We start from the raw sequence: 25,612 nt of genomic DNA, 5'->3' as shown, positions 1-25,612 counted from the left end.
TCCTTCGAAAGGCCTCCGCCCGAACCATCGAGGAGCTGTGGCAAACCATCGCCGATCTCATCGATGACTTCCCACCACAGGAATGCGCAAACTACTTCCTGAATTCAGGGTATGGATTCAAGCAAACTTGAAACGCTCTAGGTTCTGCTTGATCAGGGTTTCGGCGGCGCGTAGCGAAATCTCGACGGCTGAGTGACGCACTTCCTTCAGGGCCTGGGCCTCGGCCTGGGCGATTTTGGCTTGGGCCAGCTCGCCGCGCCGCTTGACCTCGGCCTCCAGGGTAACTTCGGCCTCGGCGGCCAGGCGTTCGGCCTCCTGTTTGGCGTGCTCGATGATGTCCTCGGCTTCCTGCATGGCGTCGCGCTGCTTGCGCTGGTAGCTGGCCAACAGCGCCTGGGCTTCCTCGCGCAGCCTGGCGGCTTCGTCGAGCTGGTCGGAGATGGCCCGGGCCCGGGCATCCAGGGCGTCGATGATGCGCCTGTAGGCGAACTTGGCCAGGATGGCGCAAAAGGCGACGAAGGCGACGGCGACCCAAAAGGCGGCATCGAACATCTAACGGCCCTCCAGCTCGCCATTCACCGCCGCGGCGGCGGCGGCGGCGCTGGGCTCTGCGCCGATCAGCCGAGCGGTGACGGCCTGGGCCGTCTCGATGGCCACATCACGCAGGTTGGCCAGCGCCGCCTGGCGGCTCTCGGCGATGCGGGCCTCGGCCGCCGCCATCTCGGTGGCCAGTTCGGCCTGCAAGGCGGCGCGCCGGGCCTGGACCTCCCGGGCCGCCCGGTCGCGGGCCAGAGTGGCTGTGTCGTGGGCCTTGGCCCGGGCCTGGGCCAAGGCGGTTTCGTATTCCTGGATGGCTGTCTCGGCCTCGGCCTTGAGTCGCTCCGCCTCTTCCAGGCCGTCCGTGATGCGGCGCTGGCGCTCGTCCATGACCTCGGCAATGCGCGGCAGCGCCACCCGCCAGAGAATCAAATAGAGCACCACGAAAGTGATGACCAGCCAGATCAGCTGGGACGAAAAGTCGCTGACGACGAGTTGCGGCATATTGCCCGCGCCCGGTTCGAGCCCGCGCTGCTAGCCGAACAAGATCAAGAAGGCGATGACCAGGGCGTAGAGCGCCACGGCCTCGGTCAGGGCGAAGCCCAGCAGCACCTGGCCGAACATGCCCGGTGCCGCCGCCGGATTGCGGATGCCCGCGGCGACGTAGCTGGCGAAGATGTTTCCGATACCGACTCCGACCCCGGCGAGGCCGATGGTAGCCAGTCCGGCACCGATCTGCTTGGCAGCTTCCGTTTCCATTTCCATTGGTCCTTTAGTTCCTGTGATACCAGATGAATGAAGGGAATTCGCGCCCGGCCGCTAGTGCAGGTGCAGCGCGTCGTTGAGATAGAGGCAGGTAAGAATGGTGAAGACATAGGCCTGCAGCACGGCGACGATCAACTCCAGGGCATAAAGCGCCACCACGAACAGGAGCGGCGCCACGCCGAAGATGCCCAGCACCACGACGAAGCCGCCGAACACCTTGAGCAGGGTATGCCCGGCCATCATGTTGGCGAACAGCCGGAGCGACAGGCTGACCGGCCGCGCCAGGTAGGAGATCACCTCGATCGGCACCAGGATCGGGATCAGCGCCATGGGCACGCCCTTGGGCACGAAAAAACTGAAGAAGTGGAGCTTGTGCTTGATCAGGCCGATCACCGTGACGCCGAGGAAAACGACGATGGCCAGGGCGAAGGTGACGACGATATGGCTGGTGACGGTGAAGGAATAGGGCAACAGGCCCAAGAGGTTGCTGGTGACGATGAACATAAACAGCGTAAAGACGAAGGGGAAATACTGGCGCCCCTGGGATCCCACGTTTTCGCGCAGCATGTTGGCGATGAATTCGTAGCTCAGCTCGGCGATCGATTGCCAGCGGCCGGGCACCATGGCGCGGCCCCGCATGCTAAGGGTCAGCAGCGCCGTCACCAGCACCAGCACGATCACCATCATCAACGAAGAATTGGTGAACGAGACATCCAGGCCGGCGATATCGATTTCGACCAGGCGCTTGATCTCGAACTGCGTGAGAGGGCTGTGCTGTTCCGCCACCGGACCTAATCCTTAATCTTCGTGCTCCGCTCCGCCTTCTCCGTCAGCCTGGAAACCGAACCCCGGCGTCAGGCGCATGGCGGCGCGATAGGCGTTCAAAGTACCGGCCGCCGCGCCGAGCAGCAGAAACAACAACAACAACCACGGCCGCGTCTCCAGCCAGCCGTCGAGGAACCAACCCAAACCGCCGCCGACCAGCAGGGCCGAAACCATCTCGACCGCCAGCCGCATGGCCTGACCCAGTGCCATCCCCGGCGCCGCCACCGGGGCCACCTGGTCGTCTCGTGGCCGGCCCTTCTGCCGGGCTTGGCGCAAACGGGCATCCAGGCCTTTCAGGCTGGGAGGCTGCCCCTCGCCGCTCATGGAAATCTGGCCAGAAATCTCGCCCGTTGAAACTCGAGCCGGCCGCCCCGATAGGGCTCCGACCGCCTCGAAACCGGGTGAACAATAGGGGCATGGAAGGTGCCCTGTCAAGCCTTGGTGCAGATGCAGTAAGTTATTGAAAAATATTAATAAAACCGCACTCCGTCAGTGCTCAGGCGGTGGCTCGTAAGTGCTCGGCGCGGCCCAGATCGACCGACACCAGGCGGCTCACCCCGCGTTCCGTCATGGTGACGCCAAACAGCCGGTCCATGCGCGCCATGGTCAGCGGGTTATGGGTGACGATGAGGAAACGCACCTCGGAAGCCTGGGCGATTTCCTCGACCAGCCCCAGGAAACGCTCGACGTTGGCGTCGTCGAGCGGCGCATCGACCTCGTCGAGAACGCAGATCGGCGCCGGGTTGGTGAGAAAGACGCTGAACAAGAGCGCCAGCGCCGTCAGTGCCTGTTCGCCGCCCGACAAAAGCGACATCACCTGCATGCGCTTGCCTGGCGGGCTGGCCATGATCTCCAGTCCGGCCTCCAGCGGATCCTCCGATTCGGTCAGCGCCAGATGGGCCTGGCCGCCCCCGAAGAGGCGCTCAAACAGCGCCTGGAAATGCTCGTCGACCTGCTTGAAGGCGACCAGCAGGCGCTCGCGGCCCTCGCGGTTGAGGCTAGCGATGCCCTGGCGCAGCCGCGCGATGGCGGCCACCAGGTCGGCTCGTTCGGTGTTCAGGGTTTCCAGGCGCTCGCCGATCTCGGCCGCCTCGGCGTCGGCGCGCAAGTTGACCGGGCCCATGTTGTCACGCTCGCGCTTGAGGCGTTCGAGGCGGTTCTCGGTAGGCTCGATCTCGGGCAAATCGTCCGGATTCTTGAGCTCGGCGATCTCGGGCGCCTCGGCCGGCGTGCAGGAAAGCGTCTCGCGCATGCGCTCGGCGACGTCCGTCTGCTGCTGTTCGGCCTGGCCGACTTGGGCCTCGATGCGCACCCTTTCCTCGCGCGCCGTGGCCAGGTTCTGGTTCGCCCCCTGCACCGCCCTGTCGGCCTGGGCCAGTTCGGCCTCGGCCCGGGCCAAAGCGTCGGCGGCGCCGTCGCGCTCGGTCTCGGCGGCTTTGATACGCTCGAACAATTGGGCCCGTTCGTGGGCGATCTGATCGGGCCGCTCGGCCAGCGCCGCCAATTCTTTCTCGGCCGCGCCGTGGCGCTCGTCAAGGGCCGCGATCTGGCTCTCGGCGGCAGCCCGGCGGCGGCTCCAGGTCTCTATCTCGCTAGCCATGGCGACGGAGCGGGCGTCGCGGTTGCGGCTCTCGGCAACCAGCGCGTCACGGCTGGCGCGGGCCTCGGCATGGCTCTCGCGCGTCATCACCAGGGCATTACGCAACTCCTCGATGGCCTCGCCGGCGGCCTCTGGCGGCGCCAAGGCGGCCAGCGCGGCCTCGGCCTCGGCCCGGCGCCCGGCGCCTTCCTCGAGGTCGCGGTCGAGCTCGGTCAGGGCCTCGCCGGCGGCAGCCAGGCGGGCCTGGAGCGCCGCCCGCGCCTGGAGGGCCGCGGCGTGGCTTTCCTGCTGGCTGCGCAAGTGGTCCTCGGCCTCGCGCGCCCGGGCCCGGGCGCTGGCCGCTTCACGGCTTTGCTCGGCCAGTTCCTCGGCCGCCACGGCATGGCTCTCGCGGGCCTCGTCCAGGCCTTGGCGTTCAGCCACCAGGGACTCTTCGAGCTCGTCCAGGCGGTTGCGCTGGGCGAGGCGCGTGGCGGCGGCGGTGGGAGCGTCGGCGGCGGCCGTGAAGCCGTCCCAGCGCCACAGCGCGCCGTCGCGTGCGACCAGACGTTGGCCGGGCGCGAGCTCGGAGTGCAGCTTGGCACCGGCGGCGCTCTTGACCACACCGATCTGCGACAAGCGGCGGGCCAGGGCCGGCGGGGCGGAGACGAAATCGCCGAGCGGCCGGGCCCCCGCGGGCAGCGCCTGGGTCTCGTCGTAGGGCGGCAACTCGAGCCAATGCACCGGCGCCCCGGCGTCGGCCGAATAACCGAGCTCGTCACCGAGCGCCGCACCGAGCGCTGTTTCAAAGCCCGGCTCGACGTTGACGGCGTCGATCAGCGGCGGCCAGAGCTCGTCATCGGCAACCGCCAGCAGGCGGCCCAGGGCCGCGGCTTCGGCCTCGTTGCGGCCGTACGCGGTTTCCGCCCGGTGCAATTCCTCGCGCCTCGCCGCCTCGCTCTCCTGGGCCCGCAGCCGGCCCGCTTCGGCGCCGTCGGCTCTCTCGCGGGCGGCAGCGGCGGCGGCCCGGGCCTGGGCCACGGCGGCGTCGCCGGAGCTCTCGGGATCATCCGGACCATCCCCCGCGGCCAGGGCCTCGCGTTCCTCGATTAATTCGTCGCGCCGGGCCTGCTGGCGCTCGCCGCGGCCGGCGATTTCGGCCATCTCGGCGGCCAGGCTGCGCCGCCGGCCGGCCTCCTCGGCGGCCTGGCGGTTGGCTTCGTCCAGCGCCTGCTCGCGTTCGGCCAACCGGCCGGCACTCTCGCTCACCTGGGCCTCGGCCGCCGCCCTGGCCTCGGCCTCGCCGTCACGGGCCAGCTCGAGGGCTTGAATTTCGCTCTCCAGGCGGCCCATGTTGTCGGCGGCATCGCCAAGCAAGGATTTCTCGCGCTGGCTGTCGCCGGCGATCTGGCCGAGCCGCGCCTCGAGCGCCGCCTTGGCCTCACGGGCGCGCGCCTCTTCGGCCTCGAGGCCATCGCGGGTGACCGCCAGATGGTGCAGCCGGGCAGCGCTTTCGGCCTCGGCCTGGCGCAACGGCGGCAGCGCTTCGGCGGCAGCGGCCTGGGCCGTCGAGGCGGCGGCGGCGGCAGCGGTCAAGTCGGCCACCTGGCTGGTGGCCTGAGCCAAGCGCTGGCGGGCAGCAACGGCCGAGGTCTCGGCCTGGCGCCAGCGCAGGTAAAGCAGCATGGCCTCGGCGCGGCGGATGTGCCCCGAGAGGTTGCGGTACCGCGTGGCCTGGCGGGCCTGGCGCTTGAGGCCGCGCAACTGGTCCTCCATGGCCGCCATGACGTCGTCCAGGCGTTCCAGGTTGTTCTCGGCGGCGCGCAGTCTGAGCTCGGCCTCATGGCGGCGCGAATGGAGCCCGGTGATGCCGGCCGCCTCTTCCAGAATGCGACGGCGCTCGACCGGTTTGGCGGCGATCAGGGCGCCGATCTGGCCTTGGCTGACCAGCGCCGTGGCGTGGGCGCCGGTGGCCAGGTCGGCGAACAGAAGCTGCACGTCGCGAGCCCGCACGTCGTCGCCGTTGATGCGATAGCCCGAGCCCGATTGGCGCTCGATGCGGCGCACGATCTCGAGCTCGTCGCCGCCGTTGTAGGCCGCCGGGGCGTCGCGCCCGGCGTTGTCCAGCAGCAGCGAGACCTCGGCGATGTTGCGGGCCGGCCGTGCCGTGGTACCGTTGAAGATGACGTCGTCCATGGCGCCGCCGCGCATCTTCTTGGCCGAGGTCTCCCCCATCACCCAGCGCAAGCCCTCGATGAGGTTCGACTTGCCGCAGCCGTTGGGGCCGACGACGCCGGTCAGCCCGGGCTCGATGGTCAGCTCGGTGGACTCGACGAAGGACTTGAAGCCGGCGAGGCGAAGGCGGGTGAAGTGCACGAAGGGCTCCGGTCGGTTACTTGAGCAGAGGTTTCAGGAGCTCGTCGAATTGCTCCAGCGTCGGGGCGCCGGGCTGGGTCTTGCCGCCGATGACGAAGCTCGGCGTCGATTGGATCTTGTGCTTCTGCTCGCCGGCCAGGCGGGTGGCGAGGATGGCGTTGCCCAGATCGGCGTTCTTGAGGCAGGCCTCGAAGTCTTTCTTGCCGACGCCGCCCATCAGCCCGACCTGGCTCAGCTCGGCCAGGGGATCGCGCGAGTGCGACCATTTCTTTTGCTGGCGGAAGAGCAGGTCGATGAAGCCGAAAAAGCGCTTCTCGCCGCTGCAGCGCGCCAGGATGGCGGCCCAGAAGGCGGTGCGGTCGAGGGGAAACTCGCGGAACACCAGCCGCAGCTTGCCAGTGTTGATGTACTTTTCCTTCAACGCCGGCAAGGTTTCGATGTGGAAATGGGCGCAATGGGAGCACGACATGGAGGCATACTCGATGACCGTCACCGGGGCCTCGGCGGCTCCGATGGCCATCTCCTCCTTGCCGCTGAGGGGCGCGGCACCGGCCGTGGCCAGAGCCAGCAGCAAAACCAGAGAACCCGGCGCCGCGAAGCGCAAGCATGCCTTAATTAGCGTAAACATGTTCTCCCACCCACAAGATGTTGTGGCAAGTATAGGCACTCGCCATTTGCCGCACAAGCCGTCGTGGGAGCCAAAAAGGCGCCCGGGCGGCATTTCAGGATTGATCCCGGCGCTCGGCCGCTTTGATGCGCCGGCCCAGCGCCGCCAGGGCGCCCTTGAGTCCGGGCTGGCGGGGTTCGGCCGGGTCGTCGCCGTCGGCTGGCGGCCCGCCGGGGCGCCTTGCCGCGGTTTGCAGCGGTGCCTGGATCAGGCTTAGCGCCTGCACCGCGCGATAGCCGAAATAGCCGTTGATGCGTTCGATGATGGCCGGTGAGCGGTGCTGTATCTCGGGCCCCAGGCCGGCCTCGACCCGAACCTTGAGCGTGGCGCCGCTGCCGTCGCGTTTAAAAACAAGGCGTTCGGGCTGGCAACCGGCGGCCAGCTCGGGCCCGACGATCTCGGCCCAGCGCGACAGCACCTCGGCCCGGGCGAAACCCTGGCGGCGCATGGCGGGCGCGGTGATGGCCGACAGGATGCCCTGCAGCCGTCGCGGTCCGCGGCCCGTGCGTTTGGCTCTCATGGGCCTATTGTGCGCCCATTCGGCGACTGCGTCACGCCGCCAAGACCAACGATAGCGACGGAAAGGTGTAGCCTGAAGACATGAGCCCCCGCCCCGACCCTGGCCAACTGGCCCGCCGTCTGCTCGAGTGGTACGACCGCCACGGCCGCCGGTTGCCCTGGCGTGGGGATCCCGCCGATCCCTATGCCGTCTGGCTCAGCGAGATCATGTTGCAGCAAACCACGGTGGCGACGGTGACCAACTATTACCGGCGCTTTCTCGAGCGCTGGCCGACGCTGGCGGCGCTGGCCGCGGCCGAGCGCGACGAGGTGCTGGCGGCCTGGGCCGGGCTGGGCTACTACGCCCGCGCCCGCAATCTGCACAAGTGCGCCCAGGAACTGGCGGCCCGGGGTAAATCTTGTGGCTTTCCCCAAGATGAAGCGGAGCTTTTGCGCCTGCCCGGCATCGGCCCCTACACCGCCGCCGCCATCGCCGCCATCGCCTTCGACCGCCCGGCCACGGTGGTCGACGGCAACGTCGAGCGCGTCATGGCCAGGCTGCATGCGGTGAGCGATCCCCTGCCCGGCGCCAAGCCCCGCTTGCGTGAACTGGCCCGGAGGCTGACGCCCGAGCGGCGGCCGGGCGACTATGCCCAGGCCCTGATGGACCTGGGGGCGACGATTTGCCGGCCACGGGCGGCGGCTTGCCCGGCCTGCCCCTGGCAAGCCGATTGCCTGGCCCGGCGGCAAGGTGTGGCGGGCGAGCTTCCCAAACGCAGTCCGCGCGCGGCCCGGCCGCTGCGCCACGGCGTGGCCTTCTGGATCAGCGACACCGCGGGCCGCGTGCTGCTGCGCCGGCGCCCCGATGATGGCCTCTTGGGCGGCATGATGGGCTTTCCCACGACATCGTGGCGCCAGGCCGCCTGGAGCCCAGCCCAGGCGCGCCGCCAGGGGCCGCTCAAAAGCCGCTGGCGCCGACCGGGCCAGGTGGCGCACGGCTTCACGCATTTTCGCTTGGAATTGATGGTGCTGGCGGGCGAGTGCCCCAACGCCGACCTCGAAGGCCTCTGGTGCAAGCCCGCCGAGTTCGAGCAACACGCCCTCCCCACCCTGATGAAGAAAGTAGCCAACCTGGCGCAGAAAAACTAAAGCGCCCCCTCAGGGGGTTTCGGCGCGGATGCGTTGGCGTAGCAGATCGATGGGTTTGAGGCCGTCGTCCGATTCGAAATGCCAGAAGGTCCAGCCGTTGCAGGCCGGGGCGCCCTGGACGTGGGCGCCGATCTGGTGGATCGAGCCGCTGGCCCCGTCGACCACGAGGGTGCCGTCGGCCCGCACCTTGGCGGCGTGGCGGCGGCGCTGGTCGAAGAGCAACGCGCCCGGCGACAAAAGGCCGCGCTCCACCACCTGGCCGAAGGGCACGCGCGGCAGGTTGCGTTTGGATGGCGTCACCACCAGGCTTTCGCCATCGGCCGGTATCACCCGGGCCAGGCGCTGCCTCGCCAGTTTGATGTAGTCGGGCTGGCGTTCGAGGCCGATGTAGTGCCGACCCAGGCGTTTGGCCACGGCGCCGGTAGTGCCGCTGCCGAAGAAGGGATCGAGGATCACCTGGCCGGGCTGCGAGGCGGCCAGGATGACGCGGTGCAAGAGCGCTTCGGGCTTTTGCGTGGTGTGGGCCTTGTGGCCACCCAGCTTGAGGCGTTCGCCACCCGAACAGATGGGCAGCAGCCAGTCGGAACGCATCTGCAGATCGTCGTTGAGCGCCTTCATGGCGTCGTAGTTGAAGGTATAGCGCGCCTCACGCCCCTTGCTGCACCAGATCAGGGTCTCGTGGGCGTTGGTGAAGCGCCGGCCACGGAAATTCGGCATGGGGTTGGTCTTGCGCCAGATGACGTCGTTGAGGATCCAGAACCCCAGGTCCTGCAATCGGCTGCCGACGCGGAAGATGTTGTGATAGCTGCCGATCACCCAGAGCGTACCGTGGTCTTTGAGAAGGCGCCGCGCCGCCGTCAGCCAGGCCACGGTGAAGTCATCGTAGGCGGCGAAATCGGCAAAGCGGTCCCAGGCATCGTCGACCCCGTCGACGCGGCTGTTGTTGGGCCGGTGCAGATCCTGATTGAGCTGCAGGTTGTAGGGCGGATCGGCGAATACCAGGTCCACCGAACGCTCGGGCAGCCCTTGCATCAGCTCGACGCAGTCACCTTCCAGGATGGCATCGACCGGCAGGCCATCGGTTGTCTCTCGCGGCATCGCCGGCAGCATGAGTCAAGCCGCCCCTCGCGTCAAGAGTCCATTTAGATTCAAGGCCTTAGGGTTATTTGTCCTGAACCGTATCAAGTGCCCGGCGGACCGGCGCGAAGGAACACCGGTGGTGCGGCGTGGGACCCAGGCGATCGAGCGCGGCGCGGTGCTCGGCGGTGCCGTAGCCCATGTTGCCTTGCCAGCCGTAGCCCGGGCAGGCCCGGTCGAGCTCGGCCATCATGGCGTCGCGGGCCACCTTGGCAACGATCGAGGCGGCGGCGATGGAGAGCGACAGCCCGTCGCCCTTGATCACGGTGGTTACGCTGCAGGCCAGCTCGGGCGCCCGGTTGCCGTCGACCAGGGCCAGGTCGGGCTGGCGCGGCAGATCGTCGACGGCGCGGCGCATGGCCAACATGGTGGCGGCCAGGATGTTCAGCGCATCGATCTCGGCCACCGAGGCCAAGCCCAAGCCGACCTGGGCACTGGCCCGGATGGCTGCCGCCAGTTCCTCGCGCCGGGGCCTTTTCAAGCGCTTGGAATCGTCGATGCCCGGCGCCACCCGGCCTGTGTCGAGGATCACCGCCGCCGCCACCACCGGCCCGGCCCAGGGCCCGCGGCCGGCCTCGTCGACGCCGGCCACGACACCGCCGGCGGCGGCTTCAAGGCTGAGGTCGGGCATCGTGAGCCGCGCTCTCGCGATAAAGCGCATAGAGGCCGCTGGCACTCGCTGCCACGATCACCCGCCAACGGGTTTCAGATCCACGCTTGTTCCCGAAGTCGGTCCCAACCAATTCGGATGTGCCGTGGTTTCATCATCCTGCGTTTGCGGTCGCTCCAGTCAAGAATATCCGCGACGGCGATTTCGGGGTCCAGCGCCGCCCGGGGATTATCGTTTGCCACCCAATGCACGCTGGCCAGCAACTCCATTCCATATGGCGTCTCGAAACCCTCGATGACTTGCGTGACGCGATCAAAACGTTTTTTGATTTCGGACTGGCGGACCAGAAACTTTTCGGCCGCATCGGCGGCGCCCTCAAGCAACCGCATGGGCGTATCCGGACTGTTGCGGCCGTCACCGAACCCCTGGCAATAGTGCCCCTCCAGATGGCTCAGCACGTGCCGAAGATTGTCCGCGTATGGTCCGTAGCGCTCTTTGACAAAATTCAACCTTAGCGGTTCGCCGGTGACTTGCAGCAGATAGGCAAGCTTTTGAATTTCTAGCAGCGAGAGCAAGTAGCCATATCCAGGGACCATGTAGCGGTCCATCAAACCGATAAGTGCTGCACGGCCGCGTGTCATGCGTGGCTTCTTGGTGCGAACAATTATTTTGTCCGGAGGAGGTGCGCCAGCCGGTTCGTAGAGCATTACGTTCACATCCGGCGAATCGGCGAAGGCTTGCTCGATCCTTGTCCGCACATCAGACCATCGCAGGCCTCCCAGACCTGCCCCCAGGGGAGGAACAGCAATCGATCTTATCTTGCGCGACCGCACCTCTGCCACCAAAGCCCGAAGCCCCACGTCAACATCGGCCAGTCGACTCTTGGCCCTCCAGTGTCGTTTAGTGGGAAAATTGATGATGAAGCGCGGATTGATCATAGTTTCCCGGTCGAACACGAACATACGACCGATCTCTACCACGTTAGAGTCACACGCGGCCTTATAGGCTTGAAAATTATCGGGAAAGGCCTTTTTGAACTGGAGGGCTATTCCCTTCCCCATCACCCCCACCGTATTGACGGTGTTGACCAACGCCTCAGCGTCCGCCTCCAGAAGGTTCCCGCGTTTCAATTCGATCACCGGCCATCTCCTAAATCAATAGTACCATGATCGCTGTATGTTCACTGCAGGAATATTTGCAGAACCGTCAAGCTGATCCGACACGGTCATCGCCATTTCATCATCGACCACGCCGATCTCAGAAATTGCGGCCCAAGGGAAAAAGCGATGAACAAGGAATTCAGCCTGGCGGCGACGTTTTCGGTCATTGTCGTCTGCGGTGTCCGCCCAATAGTGAGCGCGCATGATCGGCCAATCGACGTACTCGTCAAGATCCTCGAGGTCGTCTGAAAAGGAAGAGAGCATTTCGGCATGACCGTCGGTGAAACACCAAGGCGAACCGCCAGGCTGAACGGCGTCTATGCTACTCACGAGGTGTAGGATTTCCCTCTGGCTTTCCCGGTAATCTTCGACAGCGCCCTTGTGAATCGCAAAGAGCATGGGTGAGCGTGGCGCAAAATAGAATGGCACATAATCGGCGAGGGTACCTCCGGAAGCTACCGGCACCACCTTTCGCGCCCGCCGTTCCTTGATGTGCTGATGGGCGATTCCCACGCTTCCCAACCGCCGCGCCAAACGTTCTGCATCACACCACAATCCGCCTTCACGGAGCATCCCCGGCAAATTTCTGACATGGGTGATGTGGTATATTGCAGTCAATCCAACATGTCTCTTCGGTCAGGAATTTCAACGGGTCCTCTGGATAGCGCACGGTTCACAATTGGGCAACCGCCACGACACCGCCGGCGGCGGCTTCAAGGCTGAGGTCGGGCATCGTGAGCCGCGCTCTCGCGATAAAGCGCATAGAGGCCGCTGGCCACCACGATGGCGGCGCCCGCGAGCGTCAAGGCATCGGGGATATGGTCGAACACCAGGTAGCCCATGACCACGGCCCACAGCATGAGCGTGTAGCCGAAAGGCTGCAGCACCGAGGCCGGGGCCAGTTCGAGCGCCTTGATGACGAGAAAATGGGCCAGCGAGGCCATCAGGCCGAGCAGCAGCAAAAGGCCCCAGCCAACAGCGTCCGGGGCCTGCCAGTGACCCTGGTAAAGGCTCACCCCGCTCCAGGCCAAGGCCGCCACCAGGGCCGTGTATAGCGTCGTCGTGGCAGCCCCGTCGTGGGCGCTGACCAGGCGTACCAGGACCTGATAGAGGCCCCAGAAAAAAGCCGCCACTAGCGGCAGCAAAGCGGTCCAGTGGAAGACGCCGAGGCCCGGCCGGATGATGATGACAACGCCGACGAAACCCATCGCCACGGCCGTCCAGCGCCGCGCGCCGACGCGTTCGCCGAGCAGCGGAATGGCCAGCGCCGTGGCGATCAGCGGCGCCAGGGCGGCCACGGCATGGACATCGGCCAGCGGCAGATAGCGAAAGGCCACGATGAAGATGGCGGTTTCGCACACCAGGATCAGCGAGCGCCCGATCTGCAGCCCCGGCCGGGCCGATTTGAACGCCCTACGCAGATGCCGCGGCCGGGCCACGGCGACGGCGAAGACGACGAAGACCAGGGCTCGGATCCAAAGGATCTGCGGCACCTCGTAAATCGCCACCAGGTACTTGGAAATGGCATCCATCGAGGCCAGCACGAACATGGCCAGAATCATCACCAAGATGCCGGATTTGTTGCCGTCTGCCGTCATGGGGGCGAACACTAACCGATCACCCAGACCGCCGCGAGAAGTGCTTTGGGATCAGAACAGGCTGAACTGGCGGCCGGCGGCGGACGGTGGCTGGAAGTGGCCGGTCTCCAACTCCGGCGGCTCAGTGGCCAATTCGTGGCGGCGGCAGGCGGCGGCGAAACGCTGGGCGATGAGCTCGGCTTCCGGGCCCGAACCGCTGTGGCGCAGGAAGAATTTTGTCTCATGCGCCCGGCCCTGGCGCAAGGCCCTGAGCCGGTGCATGACCTTGACGGCGCGGGCCGGCTGGTGCGCGCCGAGCCATTGGCAGAAGAGCTCCTTGACGGCGCCCGGCAGGCGCAAAAGCGACCAGCCGGCAAAACCCGCCCCCGACCGGGCCGCCGCCTCGATCAGCGATTCGAGCTCCCAGTCCGTCAGCGCCGGGATCAATGGCGCCACCATGACGCCAGTGGGGATGCCGGCGGCGGCCAGGCTGGCGATGGCGGCCAGGCGCCGGGCCGGCGTCGCGGCGCGGGGCTCGAGGCTACGCGCCAGGCGGCGGTCGAGCGTGGTCAGCGACAGCGCCACCCGCACCAGGCCCTCCGCCGCCAGCGGCGCCAGCAAATCGATGTCGCGGGTCACCAGATGCGACTTGGTGACGATGCTCAGAGGATGGCGGCACTCGGCCAGCAACTCGATGACCTGGCGGCTGAGCCGGCGCTCGCCCTCCAGCGGCTGATAGCAATCCGTGTTGCTGCCCAGCGCCAGGGGCCGGCAGCGGTAGCCGGGCTTGGCCAGTTCGCCGGCCAGGGCCGCCGCCAGGCCGGGCTTGGCCCACAGTTTGGTTTCGAAATCGAGCCCCGGCGAGAGGTCGAGAAACTCGTGACTGGGCCGGGCGAAGCAATAGGCACAGCCATGTTCGCAGCCGCGATAAGGATTCAACGATTGTTCGAAGTCGAGGTCGGGCGAGTGATTGCGGCTGATGGCGCTGCGCACGACCTCTTCGCTGACTTGGGTTTGGAGGCTGGGGGTTTGGAGGCTGACCGGCCTTTCGCCCTCGGGCCAGGTGGCGGCGTTGGCGTAGTGCCAGTGGCGATCGGCGCGCCGGCGCTGGACGGCCGCAAAACGGCTTGAGGGATTCAGCGTGGCGCCGCGGCCGCGGCGTTCGCTGGGCGGCACGGTGTCGGCCGAGGGGGCGAAATCGTCGTTGGCGGGACGGGGCATGGGGTGACTTTAGGGATGCCTCATGGAGAGTCAAGAACATTTCGAGAATATTTCGAGAACATTTGCTTTGCCCCCCATCTTCGCCGGGTCTGGACTATCATCAGGTCATGAGCGGAAAGCACCCAGAATCAGCCCCGGGATTGGCTGTCGTCATTCCGACGCTCGACGCCGCTGCAACCCTGGCCGCCACGTTGGCGGCGCTGGCGGAGGGCGCGGCGTTGCTGCACGAGATCGTGGTGGCGGACGGCGGTTCGGACGATGCCACGGTGGCGCTGGCCGGCCGGGCCGGTGCCCGTGTGGTCGCGGCGCGCCCTGGCCGGGGCCGCCAGTTGGCCGCCGGGGCCCAGGCCACGAGCGCCGATTGGCTGCTCTTTTTGCACGCCGATACGCAGCTTGGCAGGGGCTGGACTGATGAGGCCGCGGCTTTTATGACCAGCGGCGGCGAAGCGGCGGCAACCTTTCGCTTCACGCTGGACGATAGCGGCCCGGCGGCGCGGCGGCTGGAGGCCATGGTGGCCTGGCGCTGCCGGGCTCTGGGGCTGCCCTATGGCGACCAGGGGTTGTTGCTGAGCCGGGACTTCTACGACCGCCTGGGCGGCTTTCGGCCCTGGCCCTTGATGGAGGACGTGGATCTGGTGCGGCGCATCGGACGAGCCCGCATGCATATGTTCGAGTGCCCGGCCCTGACCTCGGCGGCACGTTACCGCCGGGGCTATCTCTGGCGCAGTTCGCGAAACCTGAGCTGCCTCGGGCTTTACTATCTCGGCCTGCCGCCGGCCTGGCTGGCGCGGCTTTATGGCTGATCCGCAACGCCATCTGGTAATTTTCGCCAAGGCGCCCCGCCTGGGTGCCGTCAAGAACCGCCTGGCCCGCCAGGTGGGCAGCGTCACGGCCTGGCGTTTCTACCGCCGCAATCTGGCCCAAACCCTGCGCCGCCTTGATGACCGGCGCTGGCGCACCTGGCTCTCTCTCACCCCCGACGGCTTCGACGCCGGCCCGCTCTGGTCCGGTGATCGCCTGGCCCAGGGCGGCGGCGACCTGGGAGCCCGCATGGCGCGGCCCTTCGTCAGCCTGCCGCCGGGTCCCGTGGTGCTGGTGGGTTGCGACATTCCGGCCCTGAAGGGGCGCCACGTGGCCGCCGCCTTCGCCGCGCTCGGCCGCCATCAGGCGGTCTTCGGGCCGGCCCGCGACGGCGGTTTCTGGCTCGTCGGTTTGCGCCGCCGGCCGGCCCGGCCGCGGCTCCGGCCGGGGCTCTTTGCCGCCGTGCGCTGGTCGGGCCCAAAGGCCCTTGCCGATACCCTCGAGGGCTTTCAGGGCCGCCCCATCGCGTTCCTGGAAAGCCTGGCCGACGTCGACAGCGCCGCCGATCTGCGGCGCCTTAAATCTTAAGATGCGTCAATCTGCCGCAGGCCAATCAAACGACATTGACGGCATGGCAGCTCGGTGATTTTGCGTTATATAACTGAAATTTAATATTTTTTTCCTTCCTGGTACGGTCCATGGAAAGGACGGGGAATAATTAGGGTTTTCCCGGGTATTGCTCGACATCGGAATCAAAAAAGATTAATTTCGCTTTCGGGGGCATGAACCACCGAAGATCGAACCTATCTGGCCAAAGGCTTTTGGGGAACCTGATGAAGCGTCTATTGCTAGGGCTCATTCTGGCCTTGTTCGTCGGCACCGCGGGCAGCCCGGCACGGGCCGATTTCAAGAGCGGCAAGCAAGCCTACGACCGAGGTGAATACGCCATCGCCGCCCAGCACTGGCGCCGGGCCGGCCAGACCGGCGATGCCAGGGCCCAAACCAATTTGGGCGTGCTCTATGCCTCGGGCCGCGGCGTCGACAGGAATGCCGCACAGGCCGTCTCCTGGTACCGCAAGGCAGCCCTGGCCGGCTATCCCAAGGGGCAGTACAACCTCGGCCTGATGTATCGCTCGGGCCGCGGCGTCGAAAAGGACGAAACCGCGGCCGCCGAATGGTTCGGCAAGGCCGCCGAGCAGGGCCTGGCCAGTGCCCAATACATGCTCGGCCTGGCCCATCGCTACGGCCGCGGCGCCAAAAAAAGCAACGCCTTGGCGGCCTCGCTGATGATGATGGCGGCGGAGTCCCGCTACGCCCGCGCCCAATACGGCCTGGGCCGGCTTTACGAGACCGGCCGCGGCGTCGCCAAGGACCTGACCAAGGCCGCCAATTGGTACCGCCTGGCAGCGCACCAGGGCTACGGCCCGGCGCAATATGAACTGGGCCTGGCCTTCAAGCGCGGCGAAGGCGTCGAGGCCGATGCCGTCAAGGCCTACAAGTGGCTGGTGCTGGGGGCCAAGCGCAGCCGCGGCAAGATCGGCGAACGTGCCAGGAGCGAAGCCCGCCGCATCGGCGCCGGCCTCGATGAGAAGCAGATCACTCAGGCCATGACGCAGGTGGCCAAATGGAAACCCAAGCGCCTATAGAAACCCCATAGCTATAGAACTTGGGGGAGAGGGACCGATCCCCCCGGTCCCGCTCCAAAAATGACCGCCCGCCGCTGCCCGCGGCGGGCGGTTTCTTTTCCAGCAGCGGCTGGCCGGGATCAATCTTGAAATGCTTTAAGGCCGCACGTAGGCCCAGCCCTTTTGCTGCAGCTCCATGATGCGCAGCACGCCGGCCTGAACCACCTTGATGCCGTCGATCAGCACCGGCTGCGTGCCCGTCTTTTTGGCCATCTTCTTCATGGTGTTGCCGCAGGCGCTGAACACCAGACCTTCGTTCATGGACAGGCTGGAGGCCGAGCAGATGCGGGCCGCCAGGATCGAAGCCGGGGAAGACGGCTTCACGGCCGAGCTCAAGGCCGAGATGGACAAGTTGGAAAAGGCCGATCTGCTGATCTTCCAGTTTCCCCTTTGGTGGTTCGGCCTGCCGGCCATCCTCAAGGGCTGGGTCGACCGGGTTTTTGCCCAGGGCTGGGCCTACGGCCCCGGCGTCGGCAACTACAGCCGCGGCAAGTTCCGGGGCCGCAAGGCCATGCTTTCCTTCGCCACCGGCGGGCCGCTCAGCCAGTTCGCCGAGGACGGCCTCAGCGGCGCCCTGGATGTGGTGCTGTGGCCGATCCACAACGGCATGTTCAATTTCACCGGCTTTACCGTGTTGCCGCCCTTCGTGGCCCCGGCCCCGGCACGGCTCGGCGACGAGGAACGGGCGGCCCTGCTGGCGGCCTGGGAGGAGCGCCTTCGCACCCTGGACGAGACCGCGCCGCTCGATTTCCACGACCTCGACGACTTCAACCTCGAGGGCGCCGAGCCGGGCCGTCTCAAGCCCGGCATAGCCGGCCGTACGGTCGGCCAGCGAGGCTAGCGCGTATCGCTTAACCGAACAGCGCCAGGATGCTCTGCGGGCCGGCGTTGGCGATCGACAAGGCTTGCACGCCGAGCTGCTGCTTGATCTGCAAGGACTGCAGCGCCGCGCTTTCCTCGGCCAAGTCGGCGTCCACCAGGTTGCCCACGCCCTGCTTGAGGATGTCGACGAGCTGAATGGTGAACTCGGCCTGGATACCGACGCGCTTGGCCGCCGAACCCAGGCTGGCCAGCGAGTTGGAGACCGCGACGATGGCCGAATCGATGGCCGAAAGGGCCGTCGTGGCGCCGGTGGAATCGGTAAGCACGGAGGTGTTGAGGTCGGCCCCGAGCGCCGTCGCCGACATGTCCTGGGCGCTGACCGAAATGGTGCTGCCTTCGACGGTGCTGAGCACGGCCAGGGCGGTGCCGCCGGTGGTGATCAGGTTCTTGCCGTTGAACTCGGCACTGAGCACGACGGTGTCGAGCTGGGCCCTGAGCGAGGTGAATTCGTTGTTCAGGGCGTCGCGCGAGTCGGTATCGAGGCCGGCCTGGTTGGCCTGAACCACCTTGGCCTTCATCTCGATGAGCAGGTCGGAAACCGCCTTGCCCGCCGAGATGGCCACGTTGACCGTGGCCTCGCCCATGGCCAGGGCCGATTTCACGGCCTGCATGCCGGCGATGTCGCCGCGCATATTCTGGGCGATGGCGAAGGTCGCGGCGTCGTCCTTTGGGCCGTTGACCTTGAGGCCGGTGGTGACGCGCAACTGGGTGGTCTCGAGACCCTTGTTGGTCTTCGAGAGATTCTGCAGCGCAATCATGGCGCCGGCGTTGGTGTTGACTGACATAGCCATCGGACTGGGCCTCGCCTGCTAGCGGTGGACATATCGCACGGGGTCGCACGCAGTCCTTCGCAAGCCCTATGCCAAACCGTTGGAAATCATTCCTGAGGCCTAGAAAGCGCTGAAAACAACGATGTTCGGAGGTCTGGGGCCGGGGCTGAAGCGAGCGCCCGAAGAGCGCTTCGGCACGATCATCTTGGCCCCGCCCGGCAAGGATTGCCGGGCGAAGCGGGTGTTTTCGGGGTCAGACCGCTGCCGCCAGGTGGCAGGCCTGGTTGATGGCGCGCTTGGCGTCGAGCTCGGCGGCATCGCAGGCGCCGCCGATCAGGCTGGCCTCGAGGCCGAGCTCCCGGAGCTCGTCATAGAGCCCACGCGCCGGAGTCTGGCCGGCACAGACGATAACGTTGTCGACCTCCAGCACCTCGACCTCGCCGCCCACCCGGATATGCAGGCCGGCATCGTCGATCTTCAGGTATTCGACGCCGTTCATCATCTTGACGCCGCGCCGGCCCAGCGTCAGGCGGTGGGTCCAGCCCGTGGTCTTGCCCAGGCCGCGCCCCACCGGCGTCTCCTTGCGCTGCATCAGGTAGACCGTGCGCTCGGCCGCCGCCACCTCCGGTTCCACCCCGGTGACGCCGCCGCGCGGGTGATTTTCGAAATCGATGCCCCATTCGCGGGCGAAGACGTCGACGTCGAGTGAGGCCGAGACGCCGGAATGCGAGACCAGCTCGGCCACGTCGAAGCCGATGCCGCCGGCACCGGCGATGGCCACGCTCCGCCCCAAGTTGGTGCGGCCACTGATGACGTCGATGTAGCCCGAGACCTTTTCATGGTCGATGCCCTCGATTTCGGGCAGGCGGGGCTCGATGCCGGTGGCGATGACGATCTCGTCGAAATTGCCGGCTTTCAGCTCGGCCGCCGTGACCCGCGTGCCCAGCCGCAAGTCGATGCCGCGCAGCTCGATGACGCGGGCGAAATAGCGTAGCGTCTCGTGGAATTCCTCCTTGCCCGGGATGCGCTTGGCCAGGTTGAGCTGGCCGCCGATTTCGGCTGCCGCGTCATAAAGCGTGACCTGGTGACCACGCCCCGCCGCCACGTCGGCATAGGCCAGCCCGGCCGGTCCGGCACCGACCACGGCGATCGTCTTGGCCTCGCTCGTGGGCTCGTAGCTGAGCATGGTTTCGCGGCAGGCCCGCGGGTTGACCAGGCAGGTGACCTCAAGGCCTGCGAAGGTGTGGTCGAGGCAGCCCTGGTTGCAGGCGATGCAGGTGTTGATCTCGTCCTCGCGGCCCTCGGCGGCCTTCCGCACCAGGTCAGGATCGGCCAGCATGGGCCGGGCCATGGAGACGATGTCGGCGTCGCCCCTGGCCAGCACCGCTTCCGCCACCTCGGGCATGTTGATGCGGTTGCTGGTGATCAACGGCACCGTCAATTCCTTGCGCAAACGCCCGGTGACGGAGGTGAAGGCGGCCCGGGGCACCATGGTGGCGATGGTCGGCACGGCCGATTCGTGCCAGGTAAAATGGGTGCTGATGATGCTGGCGCCGGCGGCCTCGATTTCCTTGGCCAGCAGCACCACTTCGTCCCACGACATGCCGCCCTGCAGCATGTCCATGGCGGCGATGCGAAAGATGACGATGAAGTCGGGCCCCACTGCGTGCCGCACCCGGCGCACCGTCTGCAGCGGAAAACGCATGCGATTCTGGTAAGAGCCGCCCCATTCGTCGGTGCGGTTGTTGGTCTTCTCGACCAGGAAGGTGCTCAGCAGATAGCCGCCGGAGCCGATGATCTCGACGCCGTCGTAGCCCGCCTCCCGGGCGCGTTGGGCGCAGAGCGCGAAATCGTCGAGCTGTTTTTGGATGCCGGCTTGGTCCAGCTCAAGGGGTGTATGGGGGGCGATGCGCGATTTTACGCCGGACGGCGAAACCGCGTTTTCGTTATAGGCCAGTGCGCCGCAATGCAGGATCTGCATGCAGATCTTGACCTCGGCGTCAGCGCCGTGAACGGCTTCGGTGATCAGCCTGTGCTGGGCCACCTCGTCGACGCTCGAGAGCTTGGCCCCGAAGCCGCCCTCGGCGTTGGGCGAAATGCCGCCGGTGACGATCATGCCGACGCCGCCGCGGGCGCGCTCGGCGAAATAGGCGGCCAGGCGCGGAAAACCGCCCTCGGCCTCCTCGAGGCCGGTATGCATGGAGCCCATCAAGGCGCGGTTCTTGAGCCGCGTGAAACCGAGATCCAGGGACGAGAAGAGTTGCGGATAGCGGTCGTGGCCGGACATGGCGGATTTCCCTCTAGGCCTGCCGGAGATGGCGGGCAAAAAAACCTACCGGCAAACGGCCGCCGGGGAAACCGCGAACGACAGGGCAAAGCCCTCAGTAGAGGGAGGTTCCGTCGCGGGCGGGGATGGCGCTTTTCCTCAGGGCCTCGCAGTTCTGGCTCAGCGCCTGGACCTCGTCGTGCATGCGCTTGGCCATTTCGGCGCGCTGGTGGAAAAGCTGGTCCAGCCGCTCGCTGCGCTTGCCGGCCTTGTCGATGCGCTCCTCGATGGCGCTGGCCTGGGAAAGCGTCTGCTTGAGCTCTTGTTCGAGGATTTCCCGGTGCTCTACGAGCATGCCTTGGAGATTGTCGGCGGCCTTGTCCTGGTAGCCCCTGGTGCGCATCATCGTGCCCACCGCGACCACGATGGCGAGTAGCGAAATCCCGACAGCGATCATTGGCAACTTTCCCCAGCCCGTCCTTTATTCTTTTGGGTAGCATGATCGGTGCCAGGGAACGAGAGAAACTTTCACTTCGGCGGTCGGACCGGGCAGCTTGAAACTATAGTGAACGACCGTTAAAGTTTGAAAATTGAGGATGCCAAAAAGGGAGATACCTTGGGCCGTCAGACGCGCCTGGGCGCGGTAATGGAAAGTGCGGCGGAGCTCTTTTCCGCCCGCGGCTTTGCCGCCACCAGTGTGCGCGCCGTGGCGGCCCGGGCCGAGATCAGCACGGCCGGCCTTTATTATCATATCGCCACCAAGGAGGACCTGCTGTTCCGCACTTGCCAGGGCGCCATTGGCGAAATCCTCGGCGGTGCCCGCCAGGCGGTGTCCGGGGCGGCCGATCCCGTGGCCCAGTTGCGGGGCGTGATGGAGAACCATTTCTCGAGCTTTCAGCGCCAACCTCACAAACTGGTGCTGCTCAACCGTGAGGTCCATCACCTGTCGCCGGCGCCGCGACAGGCCATCGCTGTGCTGGAACGCCAGTACCTGGAGCTGGTGCGGGGTGTCATCCGGCGGGGCCAAAAGGCGGGCCTCTTCAAGCCCCTCGATGCCAGCCTGGTGGCCTTTTCGCTGCTCGCCGTGCTCAACGGCCTGGAGGGCTGGTACGACCCCGCGGGCCGGGTCTCCCGCCACCGCCTGCTGGCCCAGATGGCCGAGATCACGCTGAGCGGAATCCTCAAGCAAACCAAACCGGAGCAAGCCGATGGCTGAAGATGACCGCCTGTTCGGGCGTTACCTCGAGGGTGAACGGCCCGACGACTTCAAGACCCTCTCGGGGCTCGAGCTGGAGGCCCACTATGGGCCCGACGGCAGGGCGGCGGAGGCCGAGCCCGGCCAATTTCCCTTCACCCGCGGCATCCACCCCGAGATGTACCGCAGCCGTTTCTGGACGCGGCGCCAGCAGTCGGGCTACGGCACGGCGGAGCAATCCAACGAACGCCTGCACTACCTGCTGGGCCAGGGCCAGACGGGGCTCAACATCAATCCCGACGCGGCCTCGCACCTCGGGCTCGACGACCACGAGCTGGGCGAGGGCGATCTGGGCCGACAGGGCACCTCGCTGGTGACGCTGGACGACATGCGCCAGCTGCTGGCCGGCATTCCCATCGAAAAGGTCTCAACCACCTTCAATTTCCGTCCCCCCGCCTCGGCCGTCATCGTGGCCATGTTCCTGCTCATCGCCCGCGAGCGCGGCGTGCCCTGGAGCGAGTTGCGTGGCACCTGCACCAACTGTGCGCTGAGCCAGGTGGTGGGCCCGACCATGCAGTCGAACACGCATTTCTTCCCCGTCGACTTCGCGCTGCGTGTCGGCACCGACGTGATGGAGTTCTGCGCCCGCGAGATGCCGCGCTGGAACCTGCTCAACATCAACGCCTACAACATCCGCGAGACCGGCGTGAACGCCATCCAAGAAGCCGGCTTCGCCATCTCGCTGGCCATCGACTACCTCGAGCGCCTGCTGGCCCGCGGCGTGGCCATCGACGACTTCGCACCGCGGGTCGGCTTCTTCTGTGCTGTCCACATCGATTTCTTCGAGGAGATCGCCAAGCTGCGCGCCATGCGCCGCATCTGGGCCAGGCTCATGCGCGAACGCTTTGGCGCCAACCAGGACCGCTCATGCTGGTTTCGCACCGCGGTACAGACCTCGGCGCTGCCGCTGACGGCGCAACAGCCCCACAACAACATCGTGCGGGCGGCGCTGCAAACCCTGGCCGGCGTGCTGGGCGGCTGCCAGTCCATGCACACCACGGGCTGGGACGAAGCCTACGCGCTGCCCAGCGAGGAATCGCACAAGCTCAGCTTACGCACCCAGCAGATCATCGCCTTCGAGACCAACGTGGTCAAAACCGCCGACCCACTGGGCGGCTCACATTTCGTCGAGCAGCTCACCGACCGGCTGGAGCAGGAAATCCTGGCCCTGGTCGCCGACATCGACGGTCGCGGCGGTTTTGTCGAGGTCTTCAAGTCGGGCTGGATCGAGGACGAGATCAACCGGGCCCGCCTCGACTATTGGGAAAAGATCGAAAACGGTGAGCGGCCGCTGGTCGGCGTCAACATCTTCGAAGACCAGAGCGAGCCGCCGGAAGCGGAGTTCTTCGAGTTGGAACGCGCCACCATCGATGCCCGGATCGCCGCCATTCGGGCGCTGCGCAAGGCCGAGCGGCCGGGTCTGGAGACGGCCCTCGAGGCCCTGGGTGCGATCGCCGCGGGCAGCCAGAACGTCATGCCGGCGATGATGGAGGCGGTGGCCGCCGGGGCCACCATCGGCGAGATCTTCGCAGCCATGCGTAGCGGCATCGGATTCGAGATCGCTGAATAGGACGGGAGGCCGATATGGCACGCATTCTTCTCGCCAAGCTGGGCACCGACGCCCACGACAACGGCGTCACCATCGTCGCCGAGTGGCTGCGCCGCGACGGCCACGAGGTCACCTATAGCGGCCTTTACGTCACCCCCGAACAGGTCGCCGAGCTGGCCCGCGAAACGGCGGCCGACGTGGTCGGCGTGAGCTACCTGGCCAGCGAGCCGGTTTACCTGACGGCCCGCCTGCTTGAACGCCTGGCCGAGAAGGGGCTCGAGAATACGCCGGTGGTGGTGGGCGGCGTGGTCACGCCGGCCTCGACGGCGCGGCTGCGCGAGCTTGGCATCGAGGGCATCTTCCCGCCCGGCAGCCGGCGCCAGGCCATCCTCGACGGTGTCGCCGCGGCCCTGGCGGGCGAGGGACGCAACATACCTCGATAGGTTAGGGTGGCATCATGACCGAGGCCGCATACCGGGATCCCGACTTCGAGACCCTCGAACGTGATGACGTGCTGGCGCTGCAACAAAGCCGGCTGGCGGCGCTGGGCCAACGCCTGGAGCCCAGCCCCGAATGGCGGCAGCACTTCGCCCGGGCCGGCCTCGAGCCCCGCGACCTGGCCGATCCCCAGGCCCTCAAGGCGCTGCCGACGCTGGAGAAAGAGGACCTCAGGGAACGCTATCCCTACCCCCTGCTGACCGTGCCGGTGTACGACGTGGCGCGCTTCTGCGCCACCTCGGGAACCACGGGCTTGCCCGTCGTTTTTGGCTTCACGGATGCCGATTTGGATCTGCTGGCGGCGCAGATGGCCCGGGTCTTCGTGACCATTGGGCTGGGGCCCGAGGACCGCGTCTACCAGGGCTATACCGGCGGCATGTGGCTGGGCGGCGTGAGCATGGACCTGGGCCTCAGGGCGCTTGGCGCCACCAACTTCCCGCTCGGGCCGGGGCGCGGCGAGCTGGCCGTCCAGTGGCTGGTGGATCAGGGCCACACGGCCGGGTTCTTTACCCTCTTGTGGTACATGCACCTGGCCACCCTGGCCCGCGACAGGGGCATCGATCCCCGCCGCGACTGGCAGCTCAGGTTGGGCATCTGCGGCGGCCAGGCCATCTCCAAGGCCTTTCAAGACGAGGTCGAGGCTCTCATGCCGGAAAACTTTCGCGCCCACGACCTCTATGGCTCGACCGAGGCCGGCGGCCCGGTGGTAGCCGTGCCCTGCGCCCATTCCCACGGCCAGGACCAGAACCATCTGACCAACGAGGACAGCGTGTTGACCGAGATCGTCGATCCCCAAACCCTGGAGCCGGTGAGCCCGGGCGAGGTCGGCGAGATCCTCATCACCACGCTCGTCAAACAGGCCTCGCCGGTGCTGCGCTGGCGCACCCGGGATCTGGTGCGGCTGGCGGACAAGCCTTTCGACTGCGCCTGCGGGCGGCGCGGGCTGCCGCTGATCGGGCGCGTCATCGGGCGCTCGGACGACATGCTCAAGGTGCGCGGCGTAATGGTCTTTCCCTCCCAGATCGAGGACATCGTAGCCACCACCGCCGGCACCGTAAAAGAAGCCTGGCAGATCTACATCACCGAGGAAGAGCAGCAGCTCGAGCAACTCGACGTGGAAATCGAGTGCGCCGCCGCTTCCGGCCTGGCGCCTGAAGACGTAGCCGAAACCGTGCGCCGCCAGATCGCCGCCCGGCTCGACATCCGTGCCCGCGTCGTCTGCCATTCCGAGGGCACGCTGCCGCGTTACGAGGCCAAGGCCGAACGGGTGCTGCGGCGTTAGATCAAGCCGGTTAAATGAACAACGGAAGCCAATTCGATTCTTGTTTGCACAACAATTTCGGCCTATACTTATGAGTTCTAGGAAGACAACCAATCTCGCAGGAAGAAAAAAATGAGTGACCAAAGTTCAGCGGGCGTCGATCAGGGCGGCAAGTCGGGCGGTGACGCCAGTGCCGGCGCCGGTGCCGGCTCCTCGTCGGGTGCTTCGGCCCATACCTGGCAGTCGGGCCGGCCCATCGACCCCACGGTGGCCGGATCGGGCGCCTATGCCGGCGCCGGTGCCGGCGCCGCCGGCGGCGATGTCACCGATCAGACCCATATCGGCTCGATCAACGTCAGTTCGTAACCTGACCCCACTCTAATCCGGGCCACAATCGGCCCGGTTAGGGTCCGTTGACAATTAACGCAAATCAATGATGGTGGCGACGAGGCTCAAGTTTGCGGCATAGCTTGTGTCGGTTTTGTCGTAGCGCGTAGCAATGCCCCGGAATTCCTTGATCTTGGCGAAATAGTTCTCGACCAAA

The 25,612-nt window shown here is 66.5% G+C and carries 29 protein-coding genes; 10 read left to right on the top strand and 19 right to left on the bottom strand.

Going from position 1 to position 25,612, the window contains the following annotated elements; genetic code table 11:
• Nucleotides 1-117 precede the first annotated feature (117 nt).
• The 8 genes from QGG75_11770 to QGG75_11735 form a co-directional block, all read right to left on the bottom strand.
• Nucleotides 118-552, bottom strand: a complete 435-nt coding sequence (locus QGG75_11770; protein MDP6067910.1) for a F0F1 ATP synthase subunit B — start codon at nt 550-552, stop codon at nt 118-120.
• Nucleotides 553-1,041 carry a F0F1 ATP synthase subunit B' gene (locus QGG75_11765; GenBank protein MDP6067909.1) on the bottom strand — a complete coding sequence of 163 codons (489 nt, stop codon included), beginning with the start codon at nt 1,039-1,041 and terminating at the stop codon, nt 553-555. It abuts the gene before it with no gap.
• A 30-nt stretch (nt 1,042-1,071) separates the two neighbouring features.
• Nucleotides 1,072-1,296, bottom strand: a complete 225-nt coding sequence (locus QGG75_11760; protein MDP6067908.1) for an ATP synthase subunit C family protein — start codon at nt 1,294-1,296, stop codon at nt 1,072-1,074.
• A gap of 60 nt (nt 1,297-1,356) precedes the next feature.
• Nucleotides 1,357-2,088: a F0F1 ATP synthase subunit A gene (locus QGG75_11755; GenBank protein MDP6067907.1), complete on the bottom strand. Its 732-nt coding sequence runs from the start codon at nt 2,086-2,088 to the stop codon at nt 1,357-1,359.
• A gap of 12 nt (nt 2,089-2,100) precedes the next feature.
• Nucleotides 2,101-2,451 carry an AtpZ/AtpI family protein gene (locus QGG75_11750; protein MDP6067906.1) on the bottom strand — a complete coding sequence of 117 codons (351 nt, stop codon included), beginning with the start codon at nt 2,449-2,451 and terminating at the stop codon, nt 2,101-2,103.
• A gap of 172 nt (nt 2,452-2,623) precedes the next feature.
• On the bottom strand, nt 2,624-6,082 hold the full coding sequence (gene smc / locus QGG75_11745; GenBank protein ID MDP6067905.1) for a chromosome segregation protein SMC: 3,459 nt from the start codon (nt 6,080-6,082) through the stop codon (nt 2,624-2,626).
• A 16-nt stretch (nt 6,083-6,098) separates the two neighbouring features.
• Complete coding sequence (locus QGG75_11740) at nt 6,099-6,710, bottom strand: DsbA family protein (GenBank protein ID MDP6067904.1); 612 nt, start codon at nt 6,708-6,710, stop codon at nt 6,099-6,101.
• A 94-nt stretch (nt 6,711-6,804) separates the two neighbouring features.
• Complete coding sequence (locus QGG75_11735; protein MDP6067903.1) at nt 6,805-7,269, bottom strand: DciA family protein; 465 nt, start codon at nt 7,267-7,269, stop codon at nt 6,805-6,807.
• A gap of 80 nt (nt 7,270-7,349) precedes the next feature.
• Between QGG75_11735 and mutY the strand changes: the two genes are divergently transcribed.
• The gene (mutY, locus tag QGG75_11730) at nt 7,350-8,396 is read left to right on the top strand and encodes an A/G-specific adenine glycosylase (protein ID MDP6067902.1); all 1,047 of its coding nucleotides are present in this window, start codon (nt 7,350-7,352) and stop codon (nt 8,394-8,396) included.
• 9 nt (nt 8,397-8,405) lie between these two features.
• Here mutY and QGG75_11725 read toward each other — a convergent pair whose 3' ends face one another.
• The 6 genes from QGG75_11725 to QGG75_11700 all read right to left on the bottom strand — a co-directional run bounded on the left by QGG75_11725 (nt 8,406) and on the right by QGG75_11700 (nt 14,101).
• Entirely contained in the window at nt 8,406-9,494 is a 1,089-nt protein-coding gene (locus QGG75_11725; protein MDP6067901.1) for a site-specific DNA-methyltransferase, read from the bottom strand.
• Nucleotides 9,495-9,558: 64 nt separating this feature from the next.
• A complete protein-coding gene (locus tag QGG75_11720; GenBank protein ID MDP6067900.1) occupies nt 9,559-10,164 on the bottom strand; it encodes a ribonuclease HII in 606 nt (201 codons plus the stop codon).
• A gap of 74 nt (nt 10,165-10,238) precedes the next feature.
• Nucleotides 10,239-11,282 carry a macro domain-containing protein gene (locus QGG75_11715; GenBank protein MDP6067899.1) on the bottom strand — a complete coding sequence of 348 codons (1,044 nt, stop codon included), beginning with the start codon at nt 11,280-11,282 and terminating at the stop codon, nt 10,239-10,241.
• A gap of 15 nt (nt 11,283-11,297) precedes the next feature.
• A complete protein-coding gene (locus QGG75_11710) occupies nt 11,298-11,921 on the bottom strand; it encodes a DUF4433 domain-containing protein (protein ID MDP6067898.1) in 624 nt (207 codons plus the stop codon).
• A gap of 95 nt (nt 11,922-12,016) precedes the next feature.
• Complete coding sequence (locus QGG75_11705) at nt 12,017-12,901, bottom strand: DMT family transporter (protein ID MDP6067897.1); 885 nt, start codon at nt 12,899-12,901, stop codon at nt 12,017-12,019.
• Between the two features lie 51 nt (nt 12,902-12,952).
• Nucleotides 12,953-14,101 carry a PA0069 family radical SAM protein gene (locus tag QGG75_11700; GenBank protein MDP6067896.1) on the bottom strand — a complete coding sequence of 383 codons (1,149 nt, stop codon included), beginning with the start codon at nt 14,099-14,101 and terminating at the stop codon, nt 12,953-12,955.
• A 107-nt stretch (nt 14,102-14,208) separates the two neighbouring features.
• Between QGG75_11700 and QGG75_11695 the strand changes: the two genes are divergently transcribed.
• The 3 genes from QGG75_11695 (at nt 14,209) to QGG75_11685 (ending at nt 16,548) form a co-directional block, all read left to right on the top strand.
• On the top strand, nt 14,209-14,904 hold the full coding sequence (locus QGG75_11695) for a TIGR04283 family arsenosugar biosynthesis glycosyltransferase (protein ID MDP6067895.1): 696 nt from the start codon (nt 14,209-14,211) through the stop codon (nt 14,902-14,904).
• On the top strand, nt 14,897-15,490 hold the full coding sequence (locus tag QGG75_11690; GenBank protein ID MDP6067894.1) for a TIGR04282 family arsenosugar biosynthesis glycosyltransferase: 594 nt from the start codon (nt 14,897-14,899) through the stop codon (nt 15,488-15,490). Before QGG75_11695 ends, QGG75_11690 begins: the two co-directional genes overlap by 8 nt.
• A 245-nt stretch (nt 15,491-15,735) precedes the next feature.
• Complete coding sequence (locus tag QGG75_11685) at nt 15,736-16,548, top strand: tetratricopeptide repeat protein (GenBank protein MDP6067893.1); 813 nt, start codon at nt 15,736-15,738, stop codon at nt 16,546-16,548.
• Nucleotides 16,549-16,683: 135 nt separating this feature from the next.
• Here the strand turns inward: QGG75_11685 and QGG75_11680 are convergent, their stop codons facing one another.
• Nucleotides 16,684-16,848: a hypothetical protein gene (locus QGG75_11680; GenBank protein ID MDP6067892.1), complete on the bottom strand. Its 165-nt coding sequence runs from the start codon at nt 16,846-16,848 to the stop codon at nt 16,684-16,686.
• On the opposite strand from QGG75_11680, the gene QGG75_11675 reads away from it, so the two are divergent.
• On the top strand, nt 16,847-17,428 hold the full coding sequence (locus QGG75_11675; protein ID MDP6067891.1) for an NAD(P)H-dependent oxidoreductase: 582 nt from the start codon (nt 16,847-16,849) through the stop codon (nt 17,426-17,428). The genes QGG75_11680 and QGG75_11675 overlap by 2 nt on opposite strands.
• A 10-nt stretch (nt 17,429-17,438) precedes the next feature.
• Here QGG75_11675 and QGG75_11670 read toward each other — a convergent pair whose 3' ends face one another.
• The 3 genes from QGG75_11670 to QGG75_11660 all read right to left on the bottom strand — a co-directional run bounded on the left by QGG75_11670 (nt 17,439) and on the right by QGG75_11660 (nt 20,962).
• Nucleotides 17,439-18,260, bottom strand: coding sequence for a flagellin (locus tag QGG75_11670; GenBank protein ID MDP6067890.1), 822 nt, complete (start codon nt 18,258-18,260; stop codon nt 17,439-17,441).
• Nucleotides 18,261-18,492: 232 nt separating this feature from the next.
• Nucleotides 18,493-20,526 carry an NADPH-dependent 2,4-dienoyl-CoA reductase gene (locus QGG75_11665; GenBank protein ID MDP6067889.1) on the bottom strand — a complete coding sequence of 678 codons (2,034 nt, stop codon included), beginning with the start codon at nt 20,524-20,526 and terminating at the stop codon, nt 18,493-18,495.
• Between the two features lie 94 nt (nt 20,527-20,620).
• Nucleotides 20,621-20,962, bottom strand: a complete 342-nt coding sequence (locus tag QGG75_11660) for a hypothetical protein (protein MDP6067888.1) — start codon at nt 20,960-20,962, stop codon at nt 20,621-20,623.
• A 159-nt stretch (nt 20,963-21,121) separates the two neighbouring features.
• Between QGG75_11660 and QGG75_11655 the strand changes: the two genes are divergently transcribed.
• The 5 genes from QGG75_11655 (at nt 21,122) to QGG75_11635 (ending at nt 25,434) form a co-directional block, all read left to right on the top strand.
• Nucleotides 21,122-21,721 carry a TetR/AcrR family transcriptional regulator gene (locus QGG75_11655; protein MDP6067887.1) on the top strand — a complete coding sequence of 200 codons (600 nt, stop codon included), beginning with the start codon at nt 21,122-21,124 and terminating at the stop codon, nt 21,719-21,721.
• Nucleotides 21,714-23,330 carry a methylmalonyl-CoA mutase family protein gene (locus QGG75_11650; protein MDP6067886.1) on the top strand — a complete coding sequence of 539 codons (1,617 nt, stop codon included), beginning with the start codon at nt 21,714-21,716 and terminating at the stop codon, nt 23,328-23,330. The genes QGG75_11655 and QGG75_11650 overlap by 8 nt, the downstream gene beginning before the upstream one ends.
• Before the next feature lie 14 nt (nt 23,331-23,344).
• Nucleotides 23,345-23,752: a cobalamin-dependent protein gene (locus tag QGG75_11645; GenBank protein ID MDP6067885.1), complete on the top strand. Its 408-nt coding sequence runs from the start codon at nt 23,345-23,347 to the stop codon at nt 23,750-23,752.
• Nucleotides 23,753-23,766: 14 nt separating this feature from the next.
• On the top strand, nt 23,767-25,089 hold the full coding sequence (locus QGG75_11640) for an AMP-binding protein (GenBank protein ID MDP6067884.1): 1,323 nt from the start codon (nt 23,767-23,769) through the stop codon (nt 25,087-25,089).
• A gap of 111 nt (nt 25,090-25,200) precedes the next feature.
• Nucleotides 25,201-25,434, top strand: coding sequence for a hypothetical protein (locus QGG75_11635; GenBank protein ID MDP6067883.1), 234 nt, complete (start codon nt 25,201-25,203; stop codon nt 25,432-25,434).
• 54 nt (nt 25,435-25,488) lie between these two features.
• Here QGG75_11635 and QGG75_11630 read toward each other — a convergent pair.
• On the bottom strand, nt 25,489-25,612 hold a 124-nt coding region (locus tag QGG75_11630), incomplete at its 5' end, for an IS5/IS1182 family transposase (GenBank protein MDP6067882.1).

The sequence above is a fragment of the Alphaproteobacteria bacterium genome, assembly GCA_030740435.1.
Taxonomy (GTDB): domain Bacteria; phylum Pseudomonadota; class Alphaproteobacteria; order UBA2966; family UBA2966.
Note: the sequence above shows the minus strand (reverse complement) of the source record. Positions and strands in the feature narration are given on the sequence as shown.